The following is an 11,995-nucleotide window of genomic DNA, read 5'->3' as shown; positions in this document are numbered from 1 at the left end:
CATTATGCGCAGGAGCCCCGTCGCACCCCTGATCCTCGGCCTCGCCGCCTTCGCGGCGCTGGCTGTCGTGCCGGCCATTCTGCCGGGCTTCATGGTTTTCCAGGCGTCCATCGCCCTCAGCTACGCCATCGCCATCCTCGGGCTGAACCTGCTGATGGGGTTCAACGGTCAGGTGTCCCTGGCCCAGGGCGTGTTCTTCGCGATCGGCGGCTATGTCGTGGCCATCCTGATGGCGGACTACCACCTCTCCTTCTGGCTGGCACTCCCGGCGGCGGTGTTGGCCAATGCCCTGCTCGGGGCGCTCATCGGCATTCCCGCGCTCCGGCTCCAGGGGCTGCAGCTTGCCATCCTGACACTGGTGTTGGCGGCGCTGGTGCCGCCGCTGGTGATGCGCTTCGACAAGATCACCAAGGGCACCGGCGGCATCACCATCGACAAGCCAGAGCCGCCCTCCTGGCTGCCCATGGACCAGGACGCGTTCGTCTATTTCATCTGCCTCGCCGGTGCCGCGCTGTGCGTCATCGTCATGTCCCAGCTCATCCGGGGCGAGACCGGGCGGGTGCTGCGCGCGGTGCGCGACAACACCACCATCGCCGAGGCGTTCGGCATCCACATCGCCCGCACGCGGATCGCCGCCTTCGCCATGAGCGCGGCCTTCGGCGGGTTCGCGGGCGGACTGTTCGCCCTCGTGAACGCCTTCGTCAGCCCGGATTCCTTCCAGCTTTTCAAATCATTCGAATTCCTCGCCGGGGCCATCATCGGCGGCATCACCAGCATGTCCGGCGCCTTCATCGGCGCGGTGATCGTGGTGTTCCTGCCGGAATGGTCCTCGCACATCAGCCTCGCCATGGCGGGCCTGATCTATGGCGGCACGCTGGTCGTGATGATGCTTGTCGCCCGTGAGGGCGTGGCCGGCCTCATCGCAAAATGGCTGTCGCGTCTCTCGGCCCGCATCACCCCGCGTTCGAGCGTTGAAAGCCCGATGAAGATGACCACGGGCAAGCCCATTGCCCTGGTCGAAAAAGAATAGGGAGGAGGACACAATGCAAAAGAAACACGCCTTCGGTCTAACCCGCGCGGCCCTTGTCGCGTTCGTCTCGCTCACCGCGAGCGCTGCCCTGGCCCAGACACCGGGGATCACCGACACCACCATCAAGCTCGGCACCATTGCCCCGGTCACGGGAAACACGCCCGCGGTCGGCATGCTGGGCGATGGGATGGACCTCAAGTTCAAGGCGGTGAATGCCGCCGGCGGGGTCAAGATGGGCGACGGCAAGACCCGCACCATCGACTTCACCATCACCGATGATGCCAACGAGCCGCCCCGTGCACTCACCAACACCCGCCGCATGGTGGAGCAGAACGGCGTATTCGCGCTGGTGGGCGTAGTCGGCACGCTTCAGAACCAGGCGATCCGTTCCTATCTCAACCAGCGGAAGGTGCCGAGCCTGTTCGTCTATTCCGGCGTCTACGAGTTCGGCATTGAGGCGCAGAACCCCATGAGCACCTCGCTGGTGCCCTCGTTCACGACGGAATCCGCGATCTACGCCGAATATCTCAAGCAGAATAAGCCGAACGCCAAGGTGGCGATCCTCTATCTCAACACCGACTTCGGCCAGAACTTCGTCGCCGGCTTCAAGGCCGCCATCAAGGGCACCAATATCACCCTGACGGAGGCCCAGCCGCACAATTACAGCGACCCGACCGTCGACACCCAGCTCACCAACCTCAAGGCCAGCGGGGCCGACACGCTGCTGATCGCAACTGTGCCGAAGCCCGCCGCGCAGGCCGTGCGGTTTAGCGCCGAAAGCGGCTGGAAGCCGCTGATCATGATTACTTACGCCGCCTCTTCACCAATCGCGCTGCGGCCGGCCGGGATTGAGAACCTGCAAGGCGTGATCACCGGTCAGTTCATGAAGCCGATCGAAAGCGACACCTACGCCGCCGATGCCGGCGTGAAGCAGTATCTGGCCGACTATGAGAAGTTCAAGCCGCGCTTCGACAAGGGCGATACGCTGGGGCAGATGGGCTACACCATCGCCGAGGCGACGGTGAAGGTGCTCCAGAACATGAAGGAGCCGACCCGCGAAGCCTTCCTGGAGACCGCCCGCCACATGGCCGGCATCGAACTGAGCCTGCTACTACCGGGCATCAAGCTCAACTCCAACGGCGTCGAGGACCCGTTCCCCATCGAGTCCATGCAGTTGTTCGTCTTCAAGGGCGAAGGCTACGTGCCCGCGAGCGGCGTCATCGCCTACGAGGGCAAGACCCCCAAGCTTTGAAACCATCCGCCCCGGCCGCTGAACGGCCGGGGCGTCTCCTCCGCTTTGAACCTCAAGGGGTCCGCCATGGCTGACATCCTCCAGACCACCGTCGTCGGCAGCTATCCCCAGCCCGACTGGCTCGTGAACCGCGACGTACTGAAGTCCAACACAGTGCCGCGCGTGCGGATGCGGGACATCTGGCGCATCCCCGAGCCGTTTCTTGAGAGGGCGCAGGACGACGCCACCGTGCTGGCGATCCGCGACATGGAAAAGGCCGGCATCGACATCATCTCGGACGGGGAAATCCGGCGCGAGAGTTATTCCAACCGCTTCGCCACCGTGCTCGACGGCATCGACATCGATACGCCGCACGAACTGCAGCAGAAGGACGGGCTCGTCAGCTATCTGCCGCGCGTCGTCGACAAGGTCCGGCGCACCGGGCCGGTGGAGGTGCGCGATCTCGAATTCCTGCGCGCCAACACCGATCGCAAGATCAAGATCACCCTGCCCGGCCCCTTCACCATGTGCCAGCAGGCGTACAACGAATATTACGACGACCAAGAAGAGATGCTGATGGATTTCGCGGCGGCGGTGAATGCCGAAGCCCGGGACCTTGCAGCCGCCGGTGCCGACGTGATCCAGCTCGACGAACCCTGGCTGCGCCACGACGTGGCCGCCGCCGAGCGCTGGGCCGTGAAGGTACTAAACCGCGCGCTGGAGGGCGTCACCGCCACCACAGCCCTGCACCTGTGCTTCGGCTACGCCCATATCGTGAAGGGCAAGCCCAGCGGCTACTCCTTCCTGCCGCAGCTTGCAGACACGATCGCGAACCAGATTTCAATCGAGGCGGCGCAGCCGAAGATCGATCTCGGCGTGCTGCGCGAGCTGGCGCCCAAGACCATGATCCTCGGCGTCATCGACCTCGGCGATGCCAATATCGAAACCCCAGAGCAGGTCGCCGGGCGCATCCGCTCGGCGCTGGAATTCATCACGCCGGACCGGCTGATCCCGGCCCCCGACTGCGGCATGAAATACATGCCGCGCGAGACCGCCTTCGGGAAGCTCAAGTCGCTGGCCGAAGGCGCTGCCATCGTCCGCGCCGAACTGAACTGACACCCCACAGACAGGGCATCGCCTTCGCCATGAAACTCGCCACCCTCTCCCTCGCCGGCAAGGAGACGCCCTGCGTCCGCCTGAACGACCGCTACGTTCCCCTTGCCGATCTGGTGCCGGATTTCACCGGCGATCTCGCGACATTTCTCGGGGGTGGCGCGCCGGCCCGGGCAAAGCTCGACGCCGCGCTTGCCGGTGCGTCGCGCGATGCCGGGGTTTCGGTGGAGGATGCGGTGCACCTGCCGCCGATCCCCCGGCCCGGCAAGATCGTCTGCCTCGGACTGAACTATAAGGACCATGCGGCGGAGGGCGGCTTCAAGACGCCGACCTATCCCGAGATGTTCCTGCGCACGACCGCCTCCCTCACCAGCCACGGCGCGGATATCGTCCGGCCTGAAGCCTCCGAACGTCTCGACTATGAGGTGGAGCTTGCCATCGTCGTTGGGAAGCGCACCCGGCATGCGACGCCTAACACCGCGCTCGATGCCGTGGCCGGCTATTCCGTGTTCAACGACGGCTCGATCCGCGACTATCAGTTGCGCGGCGGGCAGTGGACCATCGGCAAGAATTTCGACACCACCGGCGGTTTCGGCCCGGATCTGGTGACGGCGGATGCGCTGCCGGCGGGCGCCAGAGGCCTGCGGGTCAGCACGCGCCTCAACGGCCAGGTGGTGCAGAATTCCAACACCGACGAGATGATCTTCGACGTTGCCACCACCATCGTCATCGTCTCGGAATGCATGACGCTGGAGCCCGGCGATGTGATCATCATGGGCACTCCGGCAGGCGTCGGCCTCGCGCGCAAGCCGCCGCTCTGGATGAAGCCCGGCGATGTCTGCGAATGCGAGATCGAGGGCATCGGCGTGCTGCGCAACCCCATCGCCCAGGAGCAGCGTCAGGCCGCCGCATAAGGCGCGGCAGCGGCGGCACGATCAGTGCGTGACACGCCGCGCGCGCCCGGTGCAAAAATGAAAAAAACAATCTCTTGAGGAAGCGCCATGTCGACACCGAACATACCTGCGACGAACCACAAATCGCCGTTCAGATTCCGTCGCGCCAGCCATGCGGTCATGACCTCTCGTGACCTCGACAAGAGCCGGGAGTTCTACACCGAGGTGATCGGCCTCGTGGTCAGCGACGAAGACCAGGATACGGTCTATCTGCGCGGCCTTGAGGAGCGCGCCCACCACAGCCTGACGATCAAGCGCAGCAGCGGCCAGCCCGCGTGCGAGCGCATCGGCCTGCGGGTGTTCGACGACGAAGACCTGGATATCGCCAAACACACGCTCGAGAAGCTGCAGTTGAAATGCGACTGGGTGGAAGCGCCGTTCCAGGGCCGCACGCTCCACACCACCGATATCATGGGCGTGCCGCTGGAAATCGTCGCCAGCATGGACCACAAGCCGCGCCGCGACATGCAGGTGCAGGAGCACAAGGGCGGCGCCGCGCGGCGCTTCGACCATTACCAGATCACCGTGCCTGACATCTTCAAGGCGGCGACCTTCTACACCGGGCTCGGCTGCCGCATCGCCGACTACATGACGGTGGCGGGCGTGCATCCGGTCGGCGTGTTCCTGCAGATGAAGGAAACGCCCTACGATCTCGTGTTCCTGGAGCGCGATGGGCCGGCCTACCATCACTGCGGCTACATCATCCCCGACGTCCAATCCATGCTGCGCGCATGCGACACGCTGGGCGAGCTGGGCTGGGGCGACAGCGTGGAGTACGGCCCCGGCAAGCACGGGGTGGGGCACTCCTACTATGTGTATTTGAAGGACCCGGACGGCCACCGCGTGGAGCTTCTGCTGCCGCCGATCGTCTACATGGACGGCGATGACGCGACCCGTCACTGGGACGTGACGCAGGTTACACGCGCGACCGAGGCGTGGGGATTGCCGCCCCGCAAATCCTGGTTCGCCGATCGCTCGCCTTTCCTCGGCGCCGAGATCAGCCACCCCGCCCCCGGCGGCGCGCCCATGTCGCTGGAAGAATTTCTCCAGATCGCGGAGTGAGTGGGCGCCGGTGGCCCCGGCGCCCCTTTTCCCACCCCGATTGCCCTTCATTCAAGGACCCCTCATGGCCCGCGTCCCCTATCCGACACGCGACGAATTCCCCGAGGCGCACAAGGCCGCCTATGATCGGATGCTGCGCGACCGTGGCGACCCGCCGCCGAACATCTTCCTGGCGCTGGCGAACATTCCCAACCTGCTCGATCCGCTCCTCGCCTTCACCGGCGAGATGAAGAACGGCGCCAAGATCGAGCAGCGGCTGCGCGAACTCGCCATCGTCACCGTGGGCCTGACCAGCGGCGCGCAATATGAGTTCGAGCACCATTGGAATTCGGCGCTGAAGGCGGGCGTGCGCCGCGCCCAGCTTGAACAGCTTGCCGATTTCGAGACCTCGCCGGAGTTCGACGCCGCCGAGCGCGCGGTGATCCGCTATGCCCGCGAGGCGACCTTGAACCCGCAGGTTCCGGATGAGATCTGGAACGACCTGCGCGCCCATTTCGAGCTGCGCGAGGCCATGGACATCATGATGGCCGCCGCCTGGTACAATGGCGTGGTGCGGATGCTGCTGCCGATGCAGATCGAGGTGGAGGGGTGGTTCTTGCGCAAGTGAGCGCCTGCCATATCCCCGTCGATCACGCCCCAAAAAAAATCGACATTCTTGGTTTCATTCGCCATAAAAAACGCTTGAATTTGATTATTTATACCGCTCACGCGATAAGCGCGAGAATGGCCCTCGGGCCGTTCCATTGGGCAGCATGGGGTGATCGGGCAAAGCGATGTGTGAAGACTGCGACGGCTATGACGATATAAAGCCCGCCGCCGATGACGCGTTTCCCGTTGCGGATGTCATCGAGGCCACACGCTTCATCGAGGCGGACCTGCCGGGCACGCTGGTGCCGGAGCAGATGTGGCAGATCTATTTCGGCTTCAAGGGTGGCTGCCTGGACCAGCACAGCTTCGCCCGCATCGAGCAGGCCAAGGAGGCCGCGCTCGTCCTGCTGAACACCGCCCACGGCATGGCCGCGTAGGGCGGATCAGCCCGCCTTGGCTCCGGAGCGCAGGGCTTCCCGGACGAGCCGGGCGGTCTTGCGGAAATGCTCGCACAGAAGCTCCACCGCCTCATCCTCGCGGCGCGCCAGGGTCGCCTCCTTGATCTCCCGGTGCTCGTCGCGCCGCGATGATGACGAGGCCACCGGATCGCGGGCGGAATGACGATACCGCTCTCCGGCCAGGAAGGTCTTGGCGCAAAAATCCTCGATCCAGGAGGAGCCTGAGGCGGAGAGAAGCGCGGCGTGGAATGCCTCGTGGGCGGTCTCCCAGCGGGTGTCGCGGGCGCCCGCCTCCGTTGACTGCGAACGCGGCGCGCGCTCGAGCTGGGCGTAGGTCGAGATGACCCGCTCCTCCCATTCAAAACCGCCGGTGCGAATGGAATTGCGCAGGCAGACCTCGTTGGCCCAGCACCGCGCCTTGACCAGTTCGTCGAGGTCCTTGAGCGTGACGGGGGGAACGCGGAACCCGCGTTGGTCGGTCTGCTTCAGGAGACCTTCGCTGGAGAGCCGGTTCAGCGCCTCGCGGATCGGGCTCGGGCCGATCCCATATTCCTCGCACAGCGCGCGGATGCGAACCTTTTCGCCAGGCTTGAACAGCCCGCCAATGATATCGCCGCGCAGCCGCTCATAAGCGACGCTTGCGAGCGTTTCACTCTGGATCATCGACGCCCTCACCTTCCCCAGCGGTATGGTCTGGCAAATACACCCTTTCTCCAAATATGCCAGTTCGTAGCTGAATTTCTCAATTCCTGCGATATAATATCGATATTCACGTTGACATGAAAATGAAAATCGATTTTTGTTCGGCCCACGAAACAAGACCTCGACATAAGCACGGCTGCGACTTCGGCGCGCCTGAGCGACTCAAAACATCCCGTCATGTCCTGGGAGGACAAAATGCCGATGCTCTCGATACGGTACCCGAGACGCGCCCTGCTGCTAGCCGCCCTGCTGGCGACCGGCGGCCTTCTCGCCGGTGCGGACGTCGCCCGCTCTGAAGACGCGAAGGATTACCCGACGCGGGCGATCACCATCATCGTCCCCTACGCCGCCGGCGGCCCCACCGATGCGGCGGTTCGCGTGGTGGCGCAGAGCATGGGCGCGACCCTGGGCAAGCCGGTGGTGATCGAGAATCTCGGCGGCGCGGGCGGCGCCATCGGCACGCTCAAGGTCGTGAACGCGACGCATGACGGCTACACCCTGCTGGCCACCCAGAGCGGCATCGCCACCATCCCGGCGCTCTATCCGAAGATGCCGCTGAACATCACCAAGGACCTGACTGCGGTTGGCATGCTCAATCGCTCCTATTCCTTCCTGGTGGGGCGCAAGACCCTGCCGGCGAATGATGTGCCCGCCCTCAAGACCTGGATGCAGGGCCCCGGAAAGCCCGCCCTGTGGGCCCACCCCGGCGTCGGTTCTGCGGGATATATCAATGCCTTCATCACCGCCCAGGCGCTGGGCGCGGAGGTGACTTTGGTGCCCTACAAGAGCAGCGGCGCGGCGTTGAACGACGTGGTCGCCGGCCATGTGGACCTGGTCTGGGTCGGCTCCACACTCGCGATTCCGCAGATCCAGGCGGGCACGATCAAGGCGTTTGCGGCGGGAGCGGACAAGCCGGGGGAGGTTTTGCCGGGGGTTCCGGTGGCGAGTACGGTGGGGCTGGAGAAGGGGGACAATCCGGTGTGGCAGATGCTGCTGGCACCCGCCGGGACGCCGGAGCCGGTGGTGGCGAAGCTGAACGCCGCGCTGCGACAGGCCCTGGCCTCACCCGAGGTGCAAAAGTCTTACACCGCAGTGGGTTCGCTGGAATATCCGCTTCCCGACCAGACCCCGGAATTCGCCAACCAGCTCCTCTCCAAGGAGATCGAACGGATGACCCAGGTGATCCGCGACAACAAGATCGAAGCCGGCGAGTAGCGCGATCAAGCCACGTCGGGAAGCAGATGTGGCCTCCCGATGTGGCCCGATCTACCCGGAACATCGACGCTGACATCCGCAGATCTAACGGCATGTCGACACAGGACATCCATGCGCGTGAGGGTACAGCAATGAACAAGCCATATTTCCTGAAGCCGGTGCCCGAGGACAGCGCGCCGAGCGCGCTCACCGAGCCCCGCAAGGAAGAGGCGAAGAACACCCGGCTGGTCGGCCATTCGGACCTCGCCGGCTGGAAGGACTCGTTCCAGATCCGGGTGCGCGACGGCGTCTGCTACATCGCCGGCGGCGGGTTCAAGAACGGCGCGTTCGGCCTCACCGTGCTTGATGTCTCCAACCCGGCCAAGCCGACCATCATAAAGCAGATCAACAACCCGCCCTCCGCCCGCACCCACAAGGTGCTGCTGGTGGACGACGTTCTCATCATGAACGTCGAGAAGAAGCCGGATGTGGACGATCCCAACGTGAAGGGCGGCCTCGCGCTTTACGACATCAGCAACCCGCGCGATCCCCGCTTCATGAAGTATGTGGAGACCGACGGCCTCGGCATCCACCGTCCGGTCTATGACCCCAAGCGCAAGCTGCTCTACAGCGGCGGCTTCAAGGACGGCTGCAACGGCCGGGTTCTGATCGTCCATGACATGAAGGACGCGCGGAACCCCGAGCTGATCGGCGAAGGCTGGGTGCCGGGACAGAACGAGGCGGCCGGCGAGGAGCCGAGCTGGGATACCGAGATCATCAAGTTCCCCGACCTGCACGAGGCCCAGCCGTTCGGCAACTACGTGACCTGCGCGTGGCGCCGGGCCGGCTTCGGCATGATGGACCTCACCGATCCCGCCCGCCCCAAGTTCATGTGGCGCCGCAACTTCTTCGCCACGCACCAGTATTCCCCAGCGGCGCACACCTTCATCGTTCCCGATGGGTCGGCGTTCGGCATCTATCTCACCGAGACCCATGTCGCGAACGGCGCTCACCCGCCGGGCTTCGCCACCTTCCTCGACATGCGCAACGCAAACGACCCGATCTCGATCAGCACCTTCAATCCCTATCCCATCGATCCCATCACCATGCGGCCCAAGGATGCCTCCTGGTGCAACCAGGGTGCCCGCTACGGCTCGCACAACACCTGGCAGCTGATGAAGGCGGACGACCTCGCCTATCTCACCTGGTTCAACGCGGGCCTGCGCATCGTCGACTGGTCGAACCCGTTCGAGCCGAAGGAAGTGGGCTATTACATGCCGGCCGGTAACAACGAATACTTCTGCCCGCAGACCAACGAAGTGTTCTGCGACCGCGACACCGGCCTGCTCTACATCTCCGATCGCCGGGGCCTCGGCATGCACATCATCGAATACACGGGTTAGCGGCTGGGTGCTGTCGGCCCTCGCTTTATTCCCTCTCCCGCTTGCGGGGGAGGGTTAGGGAGGGGGAATTGGTGCGTAGCGGCTGGGTGCCAGAAGTCTTCTGAGGCTCCGGCCCCCTCCCCAGCCCTCCCCCGCAAGCGGGAGAGGGAGCGATCGCGTAACGAAACGGCGCCCCCTGAAGGGAGAGAGACGACCATGCAGCAGCTTGGCAAGACCATCTATGTTGAGACCGGCTACGACTGGGCGAATGTCGGCACGGTCGTGACAAAATCCGGTGCCGTCCTGATCGACTGCCCGGTGCGCCCCACCGATTCCGCCCACTGGCAGAAATTCGTCGCCGGTCTCCATCCGCGCGGCGCGCGCTACCTGATCGCGACGGACTTCCACGGCGACCATATCGCCGGAACCTCCTTCATCGACGGCATCGGCGACAGCGTGAACTTCCTGGCGCCGCAGGTCGCCTTCGACGAAATCACGAAGGGCGGCAACGCCTTCTCGAAGAAGATCTTCGTCGACACCCTGATCGACCGCGGAGAAACCGACGAGGCCAAAATCCTCACGGACGCGGTGGTGCCGACCCCGACCTTCTGCTGGGAAGAGACCATGGTGCTTCACTTGGAGCCCGTGACCTTCAACATCAAGCGGATGGGCGGCCACTCCCCCGGCACCTCAGCTGTCGTCATTCCCGAAGAAGGGGTGATCTTCGCCAGCGATGTGGTCTGCAACACCGATGGCGGCGGCGGATTGCGCGATGCGTTCCTGCGCGAATGGATCCGGGAGCTGGAGTGGATTCAGACCCTTCCCGTCGACACCATCGTGCCCGGCCACGGCGAAGTCTGCGGCATGGATGTGGTCCGCCGCATCCACGCGCGCATGCTCGATATCCTCGGGTCTGTGACGGACCTCGTGAAGAAGGGCCTCAGCAAGGATGAGGCGATTTCCGACCCGACGATCGAAAGCAAGTTCTTCGCGGCGGACACCTCGAAGGGTGCGTATTGGATGAAGCAACGCCAGACGACGTTCCGCACCGGCATTGCCCGCGTTTACGACGAAGTTAAGGAGAGTGTCTGATGTACAGGTTCCAGGAATTCAAACAAGGTCGCATATTCCAGGTCAATTTCGATAAGACCGACGAATACATGGCTGAGCTGGAACAGTTCGTGCGGGACAAGAACATCCGCTACGGCTCGATCTTCCTGCTCGGCGCGCTGGCCGAGACCGGAATGATCACCGGCTTCAACACCCAGCAGACCTTTGACATGAACCGGCAGCATTTGGTCGGCTGGCGCGAACTGGTCGCCTACGGCAACATTTCCTGGCTGGACAAGCCGCCGGCCGCCCTCGGGCTTCCCGAAGGCACGGTTTGGACCGAGCCCCAGCCCTATATCCACATCCACATGGCACTCGGCGGCGGCCCCGGCGAGAATGAGGACGTGCGCGTCGGCCATCTCAGCAAGGGCGGCCTGAAGGGCGGCATGGCGACCCAGATCTACGAACTGGTGCCGCTCGACTGATCAACACCCACCGGCGGGGCGATTGAGCCCCGCGCGACATCGCGAATTTAATGCAGCGCCCTTCAGGTGGATCAACCTGGAGGGCGCATGCGTTTGTAGCCTACGGTATGACGCCCACAACGAACCCGACGACGAACCCCACGACAATCCCCACGACCAACCCCACTTGGCACGGAACGGCGGATCGCCTCGAATGCGATCCATCCGAACGAACCCCTCTCAAGGAGACGGACATGACCGACACCTTCTCGAAAGACGAACTCGACAGCCGCATCGCCATCGCCCGGGACAATCTCCGGCAGCTCGTGGAACAGGCGGCCGCCTATTCGGGCGCAGCCGACGAGGAACGCGGCGCGGACCGGATCGCCGAGCAGCAGGCCGTTCTGGACGCACTGCTGAAGGAACGCGAAGACGCCGCCGGCTGATCGAGCGAGGCTCCCCCTGAGGGGACCGTTGCGTTATTCCCTCTTCCGCTTGCGAGAGCTGTGCGAAAGGGCCAAGCGCGGGATCGGTTGAGCTTCTCGATCGACAGCCACATGCTCTCTCCCCGACGGGGAGAGGGTTGGGGTGAGGGGGGCAGCCCTTTCCAATCCTGAAATGTCGGAGGCCCCTCACCCGGCTGCTTCGCAGCCGACCTCTCCCCCTCGGGGCGGGGTGGAAACGGCCCGGCCTCAGCACTTAACGAACCGTGGGAATTTGCTGGAGCCCTTTCGCAGCGCTTCCGCGCGGGAGAGAGATAACGCAACC

Annotated in this window: 14 protein-coding genes; 12 read left to right on the top strand and 2 right to left on the bottom strand. The window is 64.2% G+C overall.

What is annotated here, in order from left to right; genetic code table 11:
* The first annotated feature begins 4 nt into the window (after positions 1-4).
* The 4 genes from ADADO0_RS06305 to ADADO0_RS06290 all read left to right on the top strand — a co-directional run bounded on the left by ADADO0_RS06305 (position 5) and on the right by ADADO0_RS06290 (position 4,288).
* A complete protein-coding gene (locus ADADO0_RS06305) occupies positions 5-1,030 on the top strand; it encodes a branched-chain amino acid ABC transporter permease (protein ID WP_511304260.1) in 1,026 nt (341 codons plus the stop codon).
* Positions 1,031-1,043: 13 nt separating this feature from the next.
* Positions 1,044-2,282, top strand: a complete 1,239-nt coding sequence (locus ADADO0_RS06300; RefSeq protein ID WP_511304259.1) for an ABC transporter substrate-binding protein — start codon at positions 1,044-1,046, stop codon at positions 2,280-2,282.
* Between the two features lie 66 nt (positions 2,283-2,348).
* Positions 2,349-3,377 carry a uroporphyrinogen decarboxylase family protein gene (locus ADADO0_RS06295; RefSeq protein WP_511304258.1) on the top strand — a complete coding sequence of 343 codons (1,029 nt, stop codon included), beginning with the start codon at positions 2,349-2,351 and terminating at the stop codon, positions 3,375-3,377.
* A gap of 29 nt (positions 3,378-3,406) precedes the next feature.
* Positions 3,407-4,288: a fumarylacetoacetate hydrolase family protein gene (locus tag ADADO0_RS06290; protein WP_511304257.1), complete on the top strand. Its 882-nt coding sequence runs from the start codon at positions 3,407-3,409 to the stop codon at positions 4,286-4,288.
* On the opposite strand, the gene ADADO0_RS06285 is transcribed toward ADADO0_RS06290, so the two are convergent.
* Positions 4,273-4,449 (bottom strand): hypothetical protein, encoded by a 177-nt coding sequence (locus tag ADADO0_RS06285; protein WP_511304256.1) that lies wholly within the window; start codon positions 4,447-4,449, stop codon positions 4,273-4,275. The genes ADADO0_RS06290 and ADADO0_RS06285 overlap by 16 nt on opposite strands.
* Here ADADO0_RS06285 and ADADO0_RS06280 point away from each other — a divergent pair.
* The 3 genes from ADADO0_RS06280 to ADADO0_RS06270 all read left to right on the top strand — a co-directional run bounded on the left by ADADO0_RS06280 (position 4,448) and on the right by ADADO0_RS06270 (position 6,414).
* Positions 4,448-5,389: a VOC family protein gene (locus ADADO0_RS06280; protein WP_511304255.1), complete on the top strand. Its 942-nt coding sequence runs from the start codon at positions 4,448-4,450 to the stop codon at positions 5,387-5,389. The two genes, ADADO0_RS06285 and ADADO0_RS06280, sit on opposite strands and share 2 nt — an antisense overlap.
* 64 nt (positions 5,390-5,453) lie before the next feature.
* Positions 5,454-5,996, top strand: coding sequence for a carboxymuconolactone decarboxylase family protein (locus ADADO0_RS06275; RefSeq protein WP_511304254.1), 543 nt, complete (start codon positions 5,454-5,456; stop codon positions 5,994-5,996).
* Between the two features lie 166 nt (positions 5,997-6,162).
* Positions 6,163-6,414 (top strand): hypothetical protein, encoded by a 252-nt coding sequence (locus tag ADADO0_RS06270; protein ID WP_511304253.1) that lies wholly within the window; start codon positions 6,163-6,165, stop codon positions 6,412-6,414.
* 6 nt (positions 6,415-6,420) lie between these two features.
* Here the strand turns inward: ADADO0_RS06270 and ADADO0_RS06265 are convergent, their stop codons facing one another.
* Positions 6,421-7,098, bottom strand: coding sequence for a GntR family transcriptional regulator (locus ADADO0_RS06265; protein ID WP_511304252.1), 678 nt, complete (start codon positions 7,096-7,098; stop codon positions 6,421-6,423).
* A 234-nt stretch (positions 7,099-7,332) separates the two neighbouring features.
* On the opposite strand from ADADO0_RS06265, the gene ADADO0_RS06260 reads away from it, so the two are divergent.
* From ADADO0_RS06260 to ADADO0_RS06240, 5 genes are all read left to right on the top strand, one after another.
* Positions 7,333-8,352 carry a Bug family tripartite tricarboxylate transporter substrate binding protein gene (locus ADADO0_RS06260; protein ID WP_511304251.1) on the top strand — a complete coding sequence of 340 codons (1,020 nt, stop codon included), beginning with the start codon at positions 7,333-7,335 and terminating at the stop codon, positions 8,350-8,352.
* Between the two features lie 131 nt (positions 8,353-8,483).
* Positions 8,484-9,734 (top strand): LVIVD repeat-containing protein, encoded by a 1,251-nt coding sequence (locus ADADO0_RS06255; RefSeq protein WP_511304250.1) that lies wholly within the window; start codon positions 8,484-8,486, stop codon positions 9,732-9,734.
* A gap of 195 nt (positions 9,735-9,929) precedes the next feature.
* Positions 9,930-10,805 (top strand): MBL fold metallo-hydrolase, encoded by an 876-nt coding sequence (locus ADADO0_RS06250; protein WP_511304249.1) that lies wholly within the window; start codon positions 9,930-9,932, stop codon positions 10,803-10,805.
* Positions 10,805-11,248, top strand: coding sequence for a PCC domain-containing protein (locus ADADO0_RS06245; RefSeq protein ID WP_511304248.1), 444 nt, complete (start codon positions 10,805-10,807; stop codon positions 11,246-11,248). Before ADADO0_RS06250 ends, ADADO0_RS06245 begins: the two co-directional genes overlap by 1 nt.
* Before the next feature lie 233 nt (positions 11,249-11,481).
* Positions 11,482-11,673, top strand: coding sequence for a hypothetical protein (locus ADADO0_RS06240; RefSeq protein WP_511304247.1), 192 nt, complete (start codon positions 11,482-11,484; stop codon positions 11,671-11,673).
* Positions 11,674-11,995: the final 322 nt, after the last annotated feature.

Source organism: Aquabacter sp., assembly GCF_965279295.1.
Classification (GTDB): domain Bacteria; phylum Pseudomonadota; class Alphaproteobacteria; order Rhizobiales; family Xanthobacteraceae; genus Aquabacter.
Note: the sequence above shows the minus strand (reverse complement) of the source record. Positions and strands in the feature narration are given on the sequence as shown.

Bases quoted from the DNA above. Each gene is read 5' to 3' on its own strand.
- ADADO0_RS06270 (WP_511304253.1), top strand. From the start codon at position 6,163: ATGTGTGAAGACTGCGACGGCTATGACGATATAAAGCCCGCCGCCGAT.
- ADADO0_RS06260 (WP_511304251.1), top strand. From the start codon at position 7,333: ATGCCGATGCTCTCGATACGGTACCCGAGACGCGCCCTGCTGCTAGCC.
- ADADO0_RS06280 (WP_511304255.1), top strand. From the start codon at position 4,448: ATGACCTCTCGTGACCTCGACAAGAGCCGGGAGTTCTACACCGAGGTG.
- ADADO0_RS06245 (WP_511304248.1), top strand. From the start codon at position 10,805: ATGTACAGGTTCCAGGAATTCAAACAAGGTCGCATATTCCAGGTCAAT.
- ADADO0_RS06285 (WP_511304256.1), bottom strand. From the start codon at position 4,449: ATGACCGCATGGCTGGCGCGACGGAATCTGAACGGCGATTTGTGGTTC.
- ADADO0_RS06305 (WP_511304260.1), top strand. From the start codon at position 5: ATGCGCAGGAGCCCCGTCGCACCCCTGATCCTCGGCCTCGCCGCCTTC.
- ADADO0_RS06265 (WP_511304252.1), bottom strand. From the start codon at position 7,098: ATGATCCAGAGTGAAACGCTCGCAAGCGTCGCTTATGAGCGGCTGCGC.
- ADADO0_RS06295 (WP_511304258.1), top strand. From the start codon at position 2,349: ATGGCTGACATCCTCCAGACCACCGTCGTCGGCAGCTATCCCCAGCCC.
- ADADO0_RS06275 (WP_511304254.1), top strand. From the start codon at position 5,454: ATGGCCCGCGTCCCCTATCCGACACGCGACGAATTCCCCGAGGCGCAC.
- ADADO0_RS06240 (WP_511304247.1), top strand. From the start codon at position 11,482: ATGACCGACACCTTCTCGAAAGACGAACTCGACAGCCGCATCGCCATC.
- ADADO0_RS06255 (WP_511304250.1), top strand. From the start codon at position 8,484: ATGAACAAGCCATATTTCCTGAAGCCGGTGCCCGAGGACAGCGCGCCG.
- ADADO0_RS06250 (WP_511304249.1), top strand. From the start codon at position 9,930: ATGCAGCAGCTTGGCAAGACCATCTATGTTGAGACCGGCTACGACTGG.
- ADADO0_RS06300 (WP_511304259.1), top strand. From the start codon at position 1,044: ATGCAAAAGAAACACGCCTTCGGTCTAACCCGCGCGGCCCTTGTCGCG.
- ADADO0_RS06290 (WP_511304257.1), top strand. From the start codon at position 3,407: ATGAAACTCGCCACCCTCTCCCTCGCCGGCAAGGAGACGCCCTGCGTC.